This is a genomic window from Planomicrobium sp. CPCC 101110 (assembly GCF_007859395.1).
Taxonomy (GTDB): Bacteria; Bacillota; Bacilli; order Bacillales_A; family Planococcaceae; genus Planococcus.
Genome location: NZ_VOHD01000003.1, coordinates 741,377 through 758,628 on the forward strand (window position 1 = coordinate 741,377; position 17,252 = coordinate 758,628).

Annotated in this window: 19 protein-coding genes; all 19 read left to right on the top strand. The window is 46.3% G+C overall.

Annotation, left to right across the window (positions count from 1 at the left end; genetic code table 11):
- Positions 1–11: 11 nt before the first annotated feature.
- On the top strand, positions 12–1,085 hold the full coding sequence (gene prfA, locus FQV30_RS03770; RefSeq protein ID WP_146498796.1) for a peptide chain release factor 1: 1,074 nt from the start codon (positions 12–14) through the stop codon (positions 1,083–1,085).
- Positions 1,078–1,935, top strand: a complete 858-nt coding sequence (gene prmC / locus FQV30_RS03775; RefSeq protein ID WP_146498797.1) for a peptide chain release factor N(5)-glutamine methyltransferase — start codon at positions 1,078–1,080, stop codon at positions 1,933–1,935. The genes prfA and prmC overlap by 8 nt, the downstream gene beginning before the upstream one ends.
- An 86-nt stretch (positions 1,936–2,021) precedes the next feature.
- Entirely contained in the window at positions 2,022–3,014 is a 993-nt protein-coding gene (locus tag FQV30_RS03780) for an L-threonylcarbamoyladenylate synthase (RefSeq protein ID WP_146498798.1), read from the top strand.
- 21 nt (positions 3,015–3,035) lie between these two features.
- Positions 3,036–3,470, top strand: a complete 435-nt coding sequence (locus FQV30_RS03785; protein WP_146498799.1) for a low molecular weight protein arginine phosphatase — start codon at positions 3,036–3,038, stop codon at positions 3,468–3,470.
- A gap of 180 nt (positions 3,471–3,650) precedes the next feature.
- Entirely contained in the window at positions 3,651–4,088 is a 438-nt protein-coding gene (rpiB, locus tag FQV30_RS03790) for a ribose 5-phosphate isomerase B (RefSeq protein WP_146498800.1), read from the top strand.
- A 14-nt stretch (positions 4,089–4,102) separates the two neighbouring features.
- Positions 4,103–4,687, top strand: coding sequence for a TIGR01440 family protein (locus tag FQV30_RS03795; protein ID WP_146498801.1), 585 nt, complete (start codon positions 4,103–4,105; stop codon positions 4,685–4,687).
- Positions 4,674–5,909, top strand: a complete 1,236-nt coding sequence (gene glyA, locus FQV30_RS03800) for a serine hydroxymethyltransferase (RefSeq protein WP_146498802.1) — start codon at positions 4,674–4,676, stop codon at positions 5,907–5,909. The genes FQV30_RS03795 and glyA overlap by 14 nt, the downstream gene beginning before the upstream one ends.
- Positions 5,910–5,994: 85 nt before the next feature.
- A complete protein-coding gene (locus FQV30_RS03805; protein WP_146498803.1) occupies positions 5,995–8,169 on the top strand; it encodes a bifunctional diguanylate cyclase/phosphodiesterase in 2,175 nt (724 codons plus the stop codon).
- A 153-nt stretch (positions 8,170–8,322) separates the two neighbouring features.
- Entirely contained in the window at positions 8,323–8,952 is a 630-nt protein-coding gene (gene upp, locus FQV30_RS03810; RefSeq protein WP_146498804.1) for a uracil phosphoribosyltransferase, read from the top strand.
- A 130-nt stretch (positions 8,953–9,082) separates the two neighbouring features.
- A complete protein-coding gene (gene wecB / locus FQV30_RS03815; protein ID WP_146498805.1) occupies positions 9,083–10,213 on the top strand; it encodes a non-hydrolyzing UDP-N-acetylglucosamine 2-epimerase in 1,131 nt (376 codons plus the stop codon).
- A gap of 229 nt (positions 10,214–10,442) precedes the next feature.
- Complete coding sequence (locus tag FQV30_RS03820) at positions 10,443–10,664, top strand: AtpZ/AtpI family protein (RefSeq protein ID WP_146498806.1); 222 nt, start codon at positions 10,443–10,445, stop codon at positions 10,662–10,664.
- A gap of 2 nt (positions 10,665–10,666) precedes the next feature.
- Positions 10,667–11,038 carry an ATP synthase subunit I gene (locus FQV30_RS03825; protein WP_146498807.1) on the top strand — a complete coding sequence of 124 codons (372 nt, stop codon included), beginning with the start codon at positions 10,667–10,669 and terminating at the stop codon, positions 11,036–11,038.
- A gap of 27 nt (positions 11,039–11,065) precedes the next feature.
- Entirely contained in the window at positions 11,066–11,776 is a 711-nt protein-coding gene (atpB, locus tag FQV30_RS03830; RefSeq protein ID WP_146498808.1) for a F0F1 ATP synthase subunit A, read from the top strand.
- A 56-nt stretch (positions 11,777–11,832) separates the two neighbouring features.
- A complete protein-coding gene (gene atpE / locus FQV30_RS03835) occupies positions 11,833–12,057 on the top strand; it encodes a F0F1 ATP synthase subunit C (protein ID WP_006829234.1) in 225 nt (74 codons plus the stop codon).
- A 159-nt stretch (positions 12,058–12,216) separates the two neighbouring features.
- Positions 12,217–12,750: a F0F1 ATP synthase subunit B gene (atpF, locus tag FQV30_RS03840; RefSeq protein WP_146498809.1), complete on the top strand. Its 534-nt coding sequence runs from the start codon at positions 12,217–12,219 to the stop codon at positions 12,748–12,750.
- Entirely contained in the window at positions 12,747–13,277 is a 531-nt protein-coding gene (locus FQV30_RS03845; RefSeq protein WP_146498810.1) for a F0F1 ATP synthase subunit delta, read from the top strand. The genes atpF and FQV30_RS03845 overlap by 4 nt, the downstream gene beginning before the upstream one ends.
- A 28-nt stretch (positions 13,278–13,305) precedes the next feature.
- Positions 13,306–14,805: a F0F1 ATP synthase subunit alpha gene (gene atpA, locus FQV30_RS03850; RefSeq protein WP_146498811.1), complete on the top strand. Its 1,500-nt coding sequence runs from the start codon at positions 13,306–13,308 to the stop codon at positions 14,803–14,805.
- A 57-nt stretch (positions 14,806–14,862) separates the two neighbouring features.
- Positions 14,863–15,720: an ATP synthase F1 subunit gamma gene (gene atpG / locus FQV30_RS03855; protein ID WP_146498812.1), complete on the top strand. Its 858-nt coding sequence runs from the start codon at positions 14,863–14,865 to the stop codon at positions 15,718–15,720.
- 106 nt (positions 15,721–15,826) lie between these two features.
- Positions 15,827–17,242, top strand: a complete 1,416-nt coding sequence (gene atpD, locus FQV30_RS03860; protein WP_146498813.1) for a F0F1 ATP synthase subunit beta — start codon at positions 15,827–15,829, stop codon at positions 17,240–17,242.
- Positions 17,243–17,252: the final 10 nt, after the last annotated feature.

Sequence of the window (17,252 nt, forward strand, 5' to 3'; positions counted from 1 at the left end):
GAGGTGAAATCATGTTTGATCGATTACAGGCAGTTGAAGACCGCTATGACCGTTTGAATGAGTTGTTAAGCGATCCGGCAATTGTCAGCGATACTAATAAACTGCGGGAATATTCCAAGGAACAATCCGATTTGCAGGAAACCGTGGAAGTTTACCGGGAATACAAAGAATTGACTTCCCAATTGAATGACGCAAAAGCGATGTTTGATGAAAAGCTGGATGCGGATATGCGTGAAATGGTGAAAGAAGAAGTGAACGAGCTGGAGACGGAATTGGCGCAAGTTGAAGCGCGCCTCCACATTCTATTGATACCAAAAGATCCGAACGATGATAAAAACGTCATTATGGAAATCCGCGGGGCAGCGGGTGGGGATGAAGCGGCATTGTTCGCAGGAGACCTTTACCGCATGTATAGCCGGTATGCTGAATCGAACGGCTGGAAAGTTACAGTTATGGATTCCAATCCGACAGGCCTTGGCGGCTTTAAAGAATTGGTCTTCATGGTTGCCGGCAAAGGCGCTTATTCGAAACTTAAATATGAAAACGGCGCACACCGCGTCCAACGGGTTCCTGAAACCGAATCGGGCGGACGTATCCATACTTCCACAGCGACTGTGGCATGTCTGCCGGAAGTTGAAGAAGTTGAAGTGGAAATCCATGACAATGATATTCGCGTTGACACATATGCATCATCCGGAGCCGGCGGGCAATCGGTCAACACGACAATGTCGGCAGTGCGTTTGACGCACATTCCGACAAATACGGTTGTAACATGCCAAGATGAAAAGTCCCAGATCAAAAACAAAGCAAGTGCCATGAAGGTGCTGCGGGCACGGGTCTACGACAAGTTTCAGCAAGAAGCGCAAGCTGAGTACGATGCGGTAAGAAAATCAGCAGTAGGCACAGGCGACCGTTCCGAGCGGATACGGACATATAATTTTCCGCAAAACCGTGTGACTGATCATCGCATCGGCCTGACCATCCAAAAGCTAGACCAGATCCTTCAAGGCAAAATGGATGAAATCATCGAAGCTCTTATTGTAGAAGAACAGTCTTCGAAAATGGAAAGTTTGAACAATGACTGATAAACTATTAATTTTCGAGGCCCTTAACGGGGCTTCTTCTTTTTTAAAGGACAATGGCAGAGAAGAGGCGGCGGCCCGCATTCTTCTCCAGCACGAACTTGGCTTATCGCATGCCGGGCTCCTTGCTTCCATGCGGGATGAAATGGAAAATGAAGTCTACAAACGTTTTTGGACAAATATCGAACGCCATGCTGCCGGGACGCCTATCCAGCATCTCACCGGCAGCGAAGAATTTTACGGCAGAAATTTTCTGGTCAATAGGGACGTATTGATTCCGCGCCCGGAAACAGAAGAGTTGATCGAAGAGGCCTTAGAGCTGATTTCCCGCAACTTGCCGGCGAAAAAGATAAAAATCGCTGATATTGGCACAGGGAGCGGCATCATTGCAGTAACGATGAAATGTGAAATTCCTGATGCGTCAGTGACAGCTACAGACATATCGGAGAAAGCATTGCGAATGGCCCGGAAAAATGCCGGACGGCTGAAGGCTGATGTTGAATTTTTGCAGGGTGATTTAGCGGAGCCGTTGGGCGGCAGTGAATGGGATGTGATTTTGTCCAATCCTCCTTACATTGCTTACGGGGAAGCCCCGGAATTATCGGATAGCGTCCGCGATTTTGAACCGCATTTAGCTTTGTTTGCGGATAACAATGGTTTGGCTTTATACGAGAAGTTAGCGCGGCAGCTTCCGAAACTGCTGAAAAAACCAGGTATTATCGGATTGGAAATCGGTTATACACAAGGAGCGGCGGTAAGCGGGATGTTAAAAGCTGCATTTCCGGAAGCAAAAGTGTATGTTAAAAAAGATATCAACAGAAAAGACCGGATGGTTTTTTGCATTAATATATAACCGAGGAAGAATTGTGCATAAATTATGAAAGTTATCCCCGGAAATAGGATAACTTTGTGAAACCATAAACAATAGGAGATGTTCACATGGAAACGAAAACCATTCTTGTGGATAAAAACGAAAATGTTGAAAAAAGTTATTCACAAGCTGTGGAGATGTTGAGAAGCGGGGAAGTTGTTGCTTTTCCTACCGAGACAGTTTATGGATTGGGGGCAGTTGCAACCGATTTGGAAGCCGTCGACAAAATTTTCAAAGCGAAAGGCCGCCCTTCGGACAATCCGTTGATTGTTCATGTCGACTCAAAAGAAACTGCAATGGAGTATGTGGTGAATATTACGCAAAAAGCGGAGAAGTGCATGGACGCTTTTTGGCCGGGAGCATTGACGTTGATTTTAACAGCAAAACCTGACACATTTGCTGCTAACGTGACAGCTGGTCTTGATACTGTAGGAATCAGGGTGCCGGATCACCCTGTGGCATTGGAATTATTGAAACAACTGAAAAAACCAGTGGCGGCGCCGAGTGCGAATACTAGCGGCAAGCCGAGCCCGACGCTCGCTGAACATGTTTTTCACGACATGAACAGCAAAATCCCTTTGGTTTTGGATGGAGGAGCTACAGCAATCGGCATTGAATCGACTGTGCTGGACATGACTTGCGAACCGCCCTGCATTTTGCGTCCGGGCCAAGTTACAAAAGAACAGATCGAGGAAGTTATCGGGATGGTTCGATTATCGTCCGACATCAAAGGAAATGCGCCAAAGTCACCTGGCATGAAGTACACGCATTACGCACCGGAAGCTCCGGTGTATTTGATAGAAGAAGATGCACGGTTGATTGAAATGGCAATCGATCATGTCCATAACGAAGGGAAAAAAGTGGCGGTGCTGAGCCATCATGATTTTCCGAATGCGGATTTTGATTTTCCGTTATCTGCGGAAACGCTATACAGCAGCCTGCGGAAATGCGATATGATCGATGTGAATATTATTTTGGCGGCCGTTTCTTCCGATAAACAAAAAGATATAGCTGTGTTGAACCGATTGGAAAAAGCCGCTGACCATAAATGGTTCAGCTGAAATTTGGGGAGGTCGGGCAAGATGAATATTTTCTTTGTTTGCACTGGAAATACATGCCGGAGCCCAATGGCTGAAGCCATTTTGTCGGCAAAAGGATCGCCGGGGATTGAAGTGCGTTCGGCTGGGATTTTTGCAGCTTCCGCTCCTTTATCGAGAAATGCGCGGGCTGTATTGGACGAGCAAAAAATACCATTCTCCCATACGGCAAAACCGGTCAACCCTGACGACGTCGAATGGGCAGATCTTATATTGGCGATGACAGCCGCTCACCGGAATGCTTTGATGCAGAGTTATCCTGAAGCATCCAGCAAAATTTTTACACTGAAAGAATTTGTTGATGGCTCGAGAGAAGATGTCTCCGATCCATACGGTGGATCTTTATCGACATATCAACAAACTTTCAATGAGTTAGATCAACTGATCGATAAACTTGTCCATAAATTAAAAGAAGAGTAGGAAGCAGCAGGTGCTGGCGGAAACGCGGCCCGCTGCTTTTTTCTTTTGAATTCGGGAAAGGCGGAAAGCGCGCGGAACAGTGCATTCTAGGTTTTTAAGCATAAAAATGATAGAATTAAGAAAAGTGGATGCGCGCCTGACGCGCTGACAACTAAACCGTTAAAGAAAAGAGGGCATTTTATGAGAATCGCTATTTCATCTGACCACGGCGGGAATATCCTCCGCAAAGAAATTGTTAATCTATTGAACGAACTTGGGATGGAATATCAAGATTTCGGCCCGCATACGGACGACTCCGTTGATTATCCTGACTATGCAAAACCAGTAGCCGACCGCGTAGCTAACGGGGAATTTGACCGCGGCATACTCATTTGCGGAACCGGCATCGGCATGTCGATTGCGGCCAATAAAGTCAAAGGCATCCGTTGTGCCCTTGTTCATGACGTGTTTAGCGCGAAAGCGACAAGAGGGCATAACAATTCCAATATTCTGGCGATGGGTGAACGGGTCATCGGCCCGGGACTTGCCCGTGAAATTGCTAAAACTTGGCTGACAGTAGAATTCGAAGGCGGCAGACACGAAACACGCATCCAAAAAGTTTCAGATTTAGAAAACTGAGGAGAGTGGCCGAAATGCAAACGTTATGGCAATTGCAATTGGAAGAAATTTTGAACGAACTGGAGCAGCAGATTCAATTCAGAAAAGGCCAAGTGTTTGTGATCGGCTGCTCAACATCCGAAATAGCAGGGAAGCGAATTGGCACTGGCGGCGCATTGGATATTGCGGAAAGTTTGTTTGAGCCGTTTGAGAAGTTTGCGGCCCGCCATAAAATCCATTTGGCTTTCCAAGGCTGTGAACATATCAACCGGGCATTGACAGTTGAGCGGCAAGCTGCTGAAAAATATGGCTGGGAGCCGGTAACCGTCATCCCTGACGTGAAAGCTGGAGGCTCGATGAGCGCATATGCATTCATGAATATGAAAGATCCGGTAGTAGTGGAAGAGATTCAGGCGCACGCGGGAATCGACATTGGACAAACAATGATCGGAATGCATTTAAAAAGAGTAGCCGTTCCAGTGCGAACTTCTGTTAAACTAGTAGGAGATGCGATTGTATCTGCTGCTACTACACGGCCAAAATTGATTGGCGGGGAGCGCGCACGGTATACTCGTGAGCTTGTTCAATCACAGGAGGGATATACGGATGGAATTGATTAAGGTGCAGGACCAAGCAGTATTTGAAGCGATGGAAGCGGAAAAAGCGCGGCAGGAAGCGAATATTGAACTGATTGCCTCTGAAAACTTTGTATCACAAGCAGTTATGGATGCCCAAGGATCAGTATTGACCAATAAATATGCAGAGGGATATCCCGGGAAACGCTATTATGGTGGCTGTGAATATGTAGACGTAGTGGAAAACATTGCAAGAGACCGCCTGAAAGAAATTTTTGGAGCGGATCATGCAAACGTTCAACCGCATTCAGGCTCTCAAGCCAATATGGCCGTATACACTGCGATATTAAAGCAAGGCGATACAGTGCTTGGAATGAATTTGAATCATGGCGGGCATTTGACGCATGGCAGCCGGGTAAACTTCAGCGGCATGACTTATAATTTCGTTGAATACGGCGTCAGTGAAGAAACGCAAATGATTGACTATGACGTTGTTCGGGAAGTCGCAGTTGAACATCAGCCAAAACTGATTGTTGTAGGGGCAAGTGCTTATTCACGGACTATCGATTTTGCTAAATTCCGTGAAATCGCGGATGAAGTTGGAGCCTTGTTGATGGTCGATATGGCACATATCGCCGGCCTTGTAGCAACAGGAGCGCATCCAAGCCCAGTGCCGCATGCACACTTCGTCACTTCTACAACCCATAAGACATTGCGCGGACCCCGTGGCGGATTGATCCTATGCACAGAAGAATTCGCGAAAAAAATCGACAAAACGATTTTCCCTGGTATCCAAGGCGGCCCATTGATGCACGTGATTGCAGCAAAAGCGGTAGCGTTTGGAGAAGCTCTAGAGCCGGAATTCAAAACATATATCGACCAAGTCGTGAAAAATGCCAAAGCATTAGCTGAAGCTCTTGTAGTTGAAGGCGTGCAAATCGTATCAGGCGGCACAGACAACCACCTGCTGTTGGTTGACCTGCGCTCATTGAACCTGACGGGCAAAGTGGCGGAGCACCTTCTTGATGAAGTCGGAATCACGACAAACAAAAACACCATTCCATTCGACCCGGAAAGCCCATTTGTCACTTCGGGCATCCGTCTTGGGACTCCTGCAGTTACATCACGCGGCTTCAAAGAACCGCAAATGAGAGAAATTGCCGCCATTATGGCAATGCTCTTGAAAAACCCGGAGGATGACAGCGTGAAACAAGAGGCGGCTGCACGTACAGCGAAGCTGACAGCAAGTTTCCCTTTATACAAATAAGATAATTTAAAAATGCAGCTGCCGATGTACGGATTGCCGGCAGCTGTATTTTTGTACGAATACATAGGCGAAAGAGGTGCAGCGCATGCACACACATGAATTGAAGAAAGAAAAGAAATTAATCATGGATTGGCTGCGCCGAATTGGTGTCGAGTTCCATACAGGTTTTCTGGTCATAAATTCAGGGGCAGACGATCACCCGATTATTTTTGCCAATCAAGCTTTTTGCGATATGGTCGATTATAAGGAAGAAGAGATACTCGGGAAAAACGGGCGCTTTTTGCATGGCAAAAAAACGGATACGGCGGTCAGCCGCCAAATCAGGGAATGCGCGGAATCTCAGGAACCGGGTATTTTCGAAATTATCAACTATAAAAAGAATGGTACTCCGTTCTGGAATGAGATCACGATTCAGCCTTTGATGTTTCCGGAGAAAAATTTGCAGTTGACACTTATGCTGCAGCGTGACATTACAGATCGGAAACGGTCAGATGCCCTTATTAAATTGCAGCAGGAAACCTATACTGGCATTGAACAGGGCTATATGTTGAGCATGCTGCTGCAATTAGCGTGCGATACGGCAGAATCTTTTTTCCAGGACGATACCAGATGCACCATCATGCTGATCAATGAAAATGACCACTTGCAAGTAGGTGCCGGAAACTCATTTCCAAAAGAATTTCATGAAGCAGTGAACGGTTTTCCAATAGAAAAGACTGCAGGAACTTGCGGTCCGGCCATTCTTTCCAAAGAATCGGTTTTCGTTACCGATATGAAAACCGATTTTCTATGGCGGGATTATCAAGGGGTGGTAGAGCAGTACAACTTGGTGGCAAGCTGGTCTACGCCTATTTTGGATGCATCAAGAGAGCCTATCGGGACATTTGTCGTCTACTTCCCATTGCCTGTAACACCAAGTGAAAATGACAAGGATTTCCTCAGGCAAATTGCGTCTATCGTGTCACTTACAGTTAAATATTCCCGGCAGCAGGTGGAGATTTTAAAGCTGGCTTATACAGACAAAGAAACCGAGCTGCCGAATCGCCATTTTTTCAAAAACGAATTGATGGATTTTCTTAAAGAAAAAGAAGAAGGCTTTATCGCTTTTATTTCTGCCGGCGAGTATATAAGAGTGGTAGACCAGTATGGCCATAAGGCAGGGGATATGATGATTGCTGAACTGGGCAGGCGCTTTGGGCGTATACGCATGCCTCGTGAACCGCTAATCGCCCGGTTCTCGGGTTCAACTATCGCCTTGTACAGCAAGACTCCGCTTGATAGAATTCCGGATTACTTGGAGCTTATAAATCAAACAACGGCAGAGCCGGTGGTCGTAAGGGATCTGGAATTGTTTATCACCTTGAAAATCGGCGTCGCGATCATCACGCCGAAACAGCAGGATGCTGATGAATTGATACGCTATGCAGACAGCGCATTGTCCAAAGCAAAGCTTCAGGCAGGAGAATCATTCTGCTATTTTGAAAATGAGCATGATGAATTCATGATGAAGGACTTGCGGATTGCCAATGAACTGACAGCAGCCTTGCGCCGGGAAGAAATCGGTGTCCACCTCCAGCCGAAAGTGGACTTGGAAACCGGTGAAATTTTAAGCTTTGAAGCATTGGCGCGCTGGAATTCTCCGGAACTCGGCACGATCGCCCCGGATGTCTTTATACCGGCGGCGGAAAAGAACGGGAAAATTCGAATCTTGGAGCAAGCTGTCCTGAAACGGGTGCTGGCGTGGCTGAAAAGCCGGAAAGACCAAGGCGCTCAAATGTATCAAGTGGCGATCAATGTGTCGTCCGATCATTTTTTCCATCATTCTTTTATTCCCCATCTGGTGGATACGATGGCTGAATGCGGCATCGAACACCGTTGGATCCAATTGGAAATAACGGAGCGCATTGGGTTCGTGGACATTGAAACAGCCTATAAAGTGTTCAAGCAACTGAAAACTTTTGGTTTTACAAGCTCTGTTGATGACTTTGGGACTGGTTATTCTTCGCTCAGCTATTTGCAGAAACTGCCAGTCAGTGAAATTAAAATCGACCGTTCGTTCATTTCCAACATGCATGAACCAACGACACTCGCCATTGTCCGCACAATTGTCCAACTGGCGGAGAATCTGAATTTGCAGGCTGTGGCAGAGGGCATTGAAACAGAGAGCCAGCGGGAAATCCTGCTTACGCTTGGCTGTAAAATCGGCCAAGGCTATTTGTTTTACCGGCCGATGCCTCTGGAAGAAGCCCGCCTTTTATAAACCGGAGCCAAGTGGCTCCGGTTTTTGTTTTTCTGCTTAAGGCGAGGGCCGGCATTAAAAAAACTGAATAATTTCAATGCTTCCTGGAATCCCTCGGGATGCTGATTTTCTGATATACTAGTGAAGATAATGTTTGAAAAGGAGAGATGTGCCGTGGGGAAAGTATATGTTTTTGATCATCCGTTAATCCAGCATAAATTAACTTACATCCGTGACAAGTCGACAGGGACGAAAGAATTTCGGGAATTGGTAGATGAAATTGCGACGTTGATGGCTTTTGAAATCACCCGTGATTTGCCTTTGAAAGAAATCGAAGTGGAAACGCCGGTCCAAATGGCGACGTCCCGGGTACTGGCAGGGAAAAAATTGGGCATCGTGCCTATTCTCCGTGCCGGCATTGGTATGGTCGATGGAATATTGAAACTGATTCCGGCAGCCAAAGTAGGGCATATCGGTTTGTACCGTGATCCGGAAACTTTGCAGCCGGTCGAATATTACCTGAAATTGCCTTCCGATGTCCAAGAACGTGAATTCATCGTCGTGGATCCGATGCTTGCGACCGGTGGTTCTGCCATCGAAGCTGTCCATTCATTGAAAAAACGGGGAGCCACAAAAATCCGTTTTATGTGCATTATTGCGGCACCTGAAGGCGTAGAAGCTTTTCAAGCTGCACACCCGGATGTCGATGTTTACATTGCGGCTTTAGATGAGAAATTGAATGATCACGGCTATATTGTCCCAGGTCTAGGCGATGCCGGCGACCGTTTGTTCGGAACAAAGTAAGCAGGAAAACTAATGGCACCGGCTGGCTTTGCCCCAAGCAGCGGCGGCCCGTTCGCCGGCGATGGCGAACGGGCTTCCAGGGGCTGGCTGCAGGATATAAGATATCGAAAATAAAAGGAGACTGGTCCTTTTGACGAAAAAGTGGAAAGTGATGACGATTTTCGGCACACGGCCGGAAGCAGTCAAGATGGCGCCGCTTGTGTTGGAGCTTCAAAAGCATCCCGAAGCAATCGAACCGATTATAACCGTAACGGCGCAGCACCGGCAAATGCTCGATCAAGTTCTTAATGCATTCCAGATCCAGCCGGATTATGATTTGAATATTATGAAGGACCGCCAGACACTGAGCGATGTGACCGTCCGCGGGCTTCATGGGCTGGATGAAATCATGAAGCAGGCGCAGCCGGATATCGTCCTGGTCCATGGCGATACGACGACCACATTTGTAGCAAGCCTGGCCGCTTTTTACAATCAGATCGCCGTCGGCCATGTGGAGGCGGGGCTTCGCACGCATAACAAGTATTCGCCTTATCCGGAAGAAATGAACCGCCAGCTGACGGGGACCATAGCAGATATCCACTTTGCGCCGACCGAAAAGTCAGCGCAGAACCTGCTGGCGGAAAACAAGCGGGAAGAAACGATTTACATCACGGGCAATACAGCGATTGACGCGCTGAAAACAACCATACGGCAATCGTATAGCCACCCTGTCCTCGAAAAAATCGGCTCGGACCGCATGATTCTATTAACAGCGCACCGCCGGGAGAACTGGGGCCAGCCGATGCGCAATATGTTCCGCGCCATAAAGAGGCTGACCGAAGAACATGAAGATGTTCAAGTAGTGTATCCTGTCCATATGAATCCAGTAGTAAGGGAAATTGCGGAGGAAGTGCTTGGCCGAGATCCGCGCATCCATTTGATCGAACCGCTTGAAGTGATGGATTTCCATAACTTCGCGGCACGTTCCTTCATTATATTGACGGATTCCGGCGGTGTTCAGGAAGAAGCTCCGTCGCTGGGCAAACCGGTTTTGGTGCTCCGGGATACGACTGAACGTCCGGAAGGCATTGATGCCGGGACGCTGAAGCTGGCTGGAACTTCAGAAGCCGTTATCTACCGGCTTGCAAAAGAATTGCTGACAGATCAGGAAGTGTATGAAAAGATGGCGCACGCCTCCAATCCTTATGGAGACGGGGAAGCGTCCCGCCGGATTGTTGAAGCGCTTGTCGGGTACCTGAATGAGAAAAAAAGCAAGAAATAAACGAAGGATTTTACAGGCAATGCTAAATTTGTCGACAATATGTCGACACAAAATCGCTTGTGAAGTTTTTCACTTCTACTAATTGACATGGTTTTACCCCTATTGTATGCTTACAAAGGGTATGCATGAGAAGGTTTTCATACATAAAGATGTGGTTCTGAAAGCCGGATGCGACGGCTCTTTTTAAGAGATAAAATGTCAAATCAAAACGAATTTCGAGGGGTTTATCATGCGCCCAACAAAAAGTCCCTTACAAGCGATGGCGCTTTACAGTGCCATTCTCTCACAACTTGTCGGGTCCGTGCTCATCGGTCTGTTCACAGGTATGTGGCTCGATGAACAATTCGGAACCGCCCCGTTTTTCTTAATCATCTGCTTACTCACGGGCTTAGCCATCGGCGTGTGGGCGATGCTTAAAACCGTCCAAAAATTCGAATCAGGAGACAACTAAAAATGGATGGACTTAGGGAGATTTATACAAGACTAAAAAGAATGATTTACTTCATCCTTGCGGCGCTTGTCATGGGCTGGGGATTTACTCCATACCAGACGATTTTCGCTGGTCTTTTGATCGGAACTTTGTTCGGCATTTATAATATGTGGATTCTGGTTCGCCGGATGGAGAGTTTTGACAGGGCGGTGGCAGAAGGCTCGAAAGTTCGTTCGCTTGGAACGGCATTACGGTTCGGTTCAGGGATTGCGGCTGTAGCGATTGCTCTTTTGTTCGCTGAGCACATCCACCTGGCCAGTACGGTCATCGGGTTAATGATTCCGTATGTTCTGCTGTTGGCAGAACGAATTATGTATCACATGAAACACTATTAAGATTGTGGAAAGAGAGGTGAAACTATCGTGGGTCATGGCGCTCCTATGTATCAACTGTTCGGCATATGGTTCAACTTATCGAACGTTATGATGCTTCTTGTAGCCGCTCTAATCGTATTCCTAATTGCTTTTTTCGCTACACGGAAACTGCAGCTTAAACCAACAGGCATGCAGAATTTCATGGAGTGGATAATGGACTTTGTAAAAGGCCTTATCAAAAGCAACATGGACTGGAGAACCGGCGGCCGATTCCATGTTCTTGGAATTACGCTGATCATGTTCATATTTGTATCAAATATGTTGGGATTGCCTTTCTCTATCATTGTCCACGGGGACGTTTGGTGGAAATCACCAACTGCTGATCCAACGGTAACAATGACGCTTGCGGCAACTGTCATCATCTTGAGCCATTATTATGGCATTAAGATGAAGGGATTGAAAAGTTACGCAGGAGGGTATCTCAAACCGATGCCTTTCTTATTGCCACTTAACATTATTGAAGATTTCGCAAATACGCTGACACTTGGTCTGCGGCTTTACGGAAACATTTTCGCTGGGGAAATCCTGCTTGGGTTATTGGCAGGCCTTGGCAGTGCAGGTGCAGTAGGGTTTGCCGCATCAATCATTCCGATGATGGCGTGGCAAGGATTCTCGATTTTTATCGGGGCGATTCAAGCTTTCATTTTCGTTATGTTAACGATGGTTTATATATCGCATAAAGTCAGCGACGACCATTAAGTATAAAATGCTCAATTGAGCAAAAAAAACAACTATCCTGAGGAGGACACATTACAATGACAGGTTCATTAGGTTTATTAGCAGCAGCAATCGCAGTAGGTTTAGCAGCACTAGGCGCAGGTATTGGTAACGGTCTTATCGTTTCAAAAACAGTTGAAGGTATCGCTCGCCAGCCAGAAGCACGCGGCGTTCTACAAACAACAATGTTCATCGGGGTTGCTTTGGTTGAGGCACTTCCAATCATCGCCGTAGTTATCGCATTCATCGTAATGAACCAATAGTATTTCCATTATACAACAGGCTAAATGGCGGGATTGCTTAGGCATATTTTTCGCCATTTATGCTTATCTGTTCCTTTTTGATATTCGAAAAAACATCTGAAACATTAGATCTTACTATAGAAGACTGGAATTTAGGCTCTTGAAGGGAGTGAAACAATCGTGTTTTTTGATCATCTTGCACTTGGTGCTGCGGAGTCGCATGCAGCTGAGTTTTTGAACACTGGAGACATCCTTGCAACACTCGTCGTCTTCATCGTCCTGATGTTATTGCTGAAGAAATTCGCTTGGGGCCCGTTAATGGGAGTAATGCAACAACGTGAAGACTTGATTGCTGGGGAAATTGAAACGGCTGAAAAAAGCCGTCAAGAATCACAGAAATTGCTGGTAGAGCAGCAGAACTTGTTGAAAGAAGCGCGCACACAAGCTCAACAAATCGTTGAAAACGCTAAGAAACAAGGCGAAGTTTCTCGTGAGGATATCATTGCAAACGCTCGTGCAGAAGCTGGCCGCATCAAAGAATCTGCAGTTCAGGAAATTGCGAACGAAAGAGAACAAGCTCTTTCCGCAGTTCGTGAAGAAGTTGTTGCATTGTCTATGCTTGCAGCATCCCGAGTTCTTGGAAAAGAAATTTCTGAAGAAGACAACCGTCAGTTGATAAACGAAACGATTGCGAAGGCAGGCGACGTACGATGAGCCAAGTCTCAGAACGTTATGCTCTAGCATTGTTCCAAACAGCAAAACAACACGAAGTAATGGCTTTAGTGGAAGAAGATTTGCGCGAAATCAAAAAAGCTTTCGCTGAAAATCCTGAACTCCAGGAATTGATCGATTCCCCGAATCTGACGTCTGAAAACAAGAGAGACATCATCACTCAACTGTTCGGACAGGCAAATGTGTTTGTAGTAAACACATTGCTTTTGATGGCGGAACGCAAACGTTTAGATGAAATCGTTGGACTAGTGGATGGTTATATCCGTTTAGCCAACGAAGAGCAAGGAATTGCAGATGCAAAAGTTTATTCCGTCCGCCCTTTGTCAGAAGAAGAAAGCATTTCTGTTTCTTCCGTTTTCGCAAAAAAAGTCGGAAAACAAGCATTGCGAATTGAAAATATCATTGACCCGTCTCTTATTGGTGGAATGCGCATTCAAATCGGAAACCAGATTTATGACAGCAGCATCAGCTCGAAATTGGAGCGACTACAACGTCAATTGATCGGTTAATATCAGAAATTTTGAGAGGGTGACATACATGAGTATCAGAGCTGAAGAAATCAGCGGTTTAATTAAACAGCAGATTGAAAATTATCAATCTGAGATTAAAGTCGACGAAGTCGGTACAGTAATCACAGTCGGTGATGGTATCGCTCGCGTTTATGGCATTGATAACGTTATGTCTGGAGAACTTGTAGAGTTCCCGAATGGCGTAGTCGGTATTGCACAAAACTTAGAAGCCAACAATGTTGGTATTATCATCCTTGGGCCATACACTGATATCAAAGAAGGCGACGAAGTGCGCCGTACTGGACGTATCATGGAAGTGCCTGTAGGACCAGAACTTATCGGACGCGTTGTAAACCCGATTGGACAGCCGGTTGACGGCCTTGGACCGATCCATACAACAAAAACTCGTCCAATCGAAAGTCCGGCACAAGGCGTTATGGCCCGTAAATCGGTTCACGAACCGCTTCAAACTGGCATCAAAGCGATTGACGCATTGGTTCCGATCGGCCGCGGACAGCGCGAATTGATCATCGGTGACCGCCAGACAGGTAAAACTTCTGTAGCAATCGACACGATCTTGAACCAAGCTGACCAAAACATGATTTGTATCTATGTAGCAATCGGACAAAAAGAATCAACTGTCCGTAACGTAGTTGAAACTTTGCGCAAAAATGGCGCTCTTGACTATACAATCGTTGTTACTGCATCAGCATCACAGCCAGCCCCATTATTGTACCTTGCTCCTTACGCAGGTATTACAATGGCGGAAGAGTTCATGTTTGATGGCAAACACGTATTGATCGTATATGATGACTTGACTAAACAAGCTTCCGCTTACCGCGAATTGTCTTTATTGCTTCGTCGTCCTCCAGGCCGTGAAGCATATCCAGGGGATGTATTCTACTTGCACTCCCGGTTGCTAGAACGTGCTGCGAAGTTGAACGAAACTCTTGGAGCAGGTTCAATCACAGCATTGCCGTTCGTTGAAACACAAGCAGGGGACATCTCGGCTTATATCCCGACAAACGTAATTTCAATCACTGATGGACAAATCTTCCTTCAGTCTGATTTGTTCTTCTCGGGTGTACGCCCAGCGATCAACGCGGGTCTTTCTGTATCGCGCGTTGGTGGTTCAGCTCAAATCAACGCAATGAAAAAAGTTGCGGGTACGCTGCGCCTTGACTTGGCTGCTTACCGTGAACTTGAAGCGTTCTCCCAGTTCGGTTCTGACTTGGATCCGGCTACTGCAGCGAAACTTGAGCGCGGGAAACGCACTGTTGAAGTATTGAAACAAGATTTGAACAATCCGATCAAAGTTGAAAAACAAGTTGTTATTTTCTACGCATTGACTCGAGGTTTCCTTGACGATATTCCAGTAGGTGACATTCGCCGTTTTGAAGCTGGATTGACTAGCTGGCTGGATTTGAACCACACGGAAATTTTAGATCATATCCGCACAACGCAAAAATTGCCATCTGATGAAGCATTTGCTGCTGCTATCAACGAATTCAAACGCACATTCGCTTAATCAGACCAGCGGTTTCTTACGGATAAGAACAAAAAATAAAAAGGTGGTGAAATACCAGTGGCATCTTTACGCGATATAAAAAACCGAATTACGTCTACAAAGAAAACAAGCCAGATTACGAAAGCCATGCAAATGGTTTCTGCATCGAAATTGAACCGTGCGGAAGTAAATGCGAAAGCATTCGTTCCTTACATGGGTAAAATTCAAGACGTAGTATCTGCAATTGCTGCAGGATCGAATGATACGAGTCATCCAATGATGACTACCCGTCCGGTGAAGAAAACGGCATACTTAGTAATCACGTCGGATCGTGGATTAGTGGGCGGATACAACAGCAACATTCTGCGTACAGTAACGGCTAAAATCCGCCAGCGCCATACATCCAATGACGAGTTTGTAATCCTTAGTATCGGCCGTAAAGGTCGGGATTTCTTTGCCAAGCAGGGAATGACGATTCTTGAAAGCAAAATTGCTCTTCCGGATCATCCTACATTTGCGGATATCAAAGAAATTACGCACAAAGCTGTTGGTATGTTCTCTGATGGTACGTATGACGAAGTCTATATGTACTATAATCACTATGTTTCTGCTATTCAACAGGACGTTACTGAAAAGAAAGTTCTGCCTTTGACGGATATTCAACCGTCAACGTCTACTGCTTCGTATGAATTCGATCCATCAGCAGAAGCGATTTTGGAAGTTCTTCTTCCTCAATATGCAGAAAGCTTGATCTTCGGTGCGGTCCTTGACGGCAAAGCAAGCGAACATGCTGCATCTATGACAGCAATGAAGAGCGCAACCGACAATGCGAACGAATTGATCAATGGTTTAACACTTGTATACAACCGTGCCCGCCAAGCAGCGATCACTCAGGAAATCACAGAGATCGTCGGCGGAGCAGCGGCTTTAGAATAATACTGAAAAGCGCAGCAGACTGTCGACCTCCCGCTTCTTGAAGCGGGAGTCCTACTGCTGTCAAAACGAATTATTGAAAGACAAATGTAAGACAGGAGGGAACAGCATGAACACAGGACACGTTCTTCAAGTTATGGGCCCGGTTGTAGACGTTCAGTTTTCCGTAGGTCAACTTCCAGCAATCTACAACGCCCTAACTGTAAATATCAATCGTCCCGGACAAGCGCCAACTACTTTAACTCTTGAAGTGGCGTTGCACCTTGGTGATGATGCAGTACGTACAATTGCGATGGATTCCACGGATGGATTACAACGCGGATCAGTAGTAACCGATTTGGGCAGTGCGATCACTGTTCCAGTTGGAGATGTAACATTAGGCCGTGTATTCAACGTACTTGGCGAAGTAATCGATTTAGGGGAAGAAATTCCTGCTTCAGAACGCCGCAATCCGATTCACCGTGCAGCGCCTACTTTCGAAAACCTTTCTACACAAGTGGAAATTCTTGAAACAGGCATTAAAGTTGTCGATTTGCTTGCTCCTTACATCAAAGGCGGTAAAATCGGTCTCTTCGGTGGTGCCGGAGTTGGTAAAACCGTTCTTATCCAGGAATTGATCAATAATATTGCCCAAGAGCACGGCGGTTTGTCTGTATTCGCTGGTGTTGGTGAGCGTACACGCGAAGGAAACGACTTGTTCCACGAGATGAGCGATTCTGGCGTTATCAAGAAAACTTCAATGGTCTTTGGCCAGATGAACGAGCCGCCTGGCGCACGTATGCGTGTTGCTTTGACAGGTTTGACTATGGCTGAATATTTCCGTGACGAACAAGGCGCAGACGTTCTTTTGTTCATCGACAACATCTTCCGTTTCACTCAAGCAGGTTCTGAAGTATCAGCGCTTTTAGGCCGTATGCCATCTGCCGTTGGTTACCAGCCGACACTTGCTACGGAAATGGGTCAGCTGCAAGAACGCATCACAACTACAAGCACAGGTTCTGTTACATCTATCCAAGCGATTTACGTACCTGCCGATGACTATACGGATCCGGCTCCAGCTACAACTTTCGCCCACTTGGATGCAACAACCAACCTTGAGCGTAAACTTTCTGAAATGGGTATCTACCCTGCGGTGGATCCTCTTGCTTCGACTTCACGCGCATTGTCGCCTGAAATTGTTGGAGAAGAGCATTACGCAATTTCCCGTCAAGTTCAGTCAACGCTTCAGCGTTACAGAGAACTTCAAGACATTATCGCAATCCTTGGTATGGATGAGTTGAGTGATGAGGACAAGCTGACGGTTAACCGTGCACGCCGCGTCCAGAACTTCCTTTCTCAAAACTTCCACGTTGCTGAGCAGTTCACAGGCCAAAAAGGTTCTTATGTGCCAGTTCAGGAAACGATCAAAGGATTCAAAGAAATCCTTGAAGGCAAATACGACCACTTGCCTGAAGATGCATTCCGTTTAGTCGGGCGCATTGAAGAAGTAATCGCAAAAGCGAAAAGCATGGGCGTAGAAGTTTAAAATAAGGGAC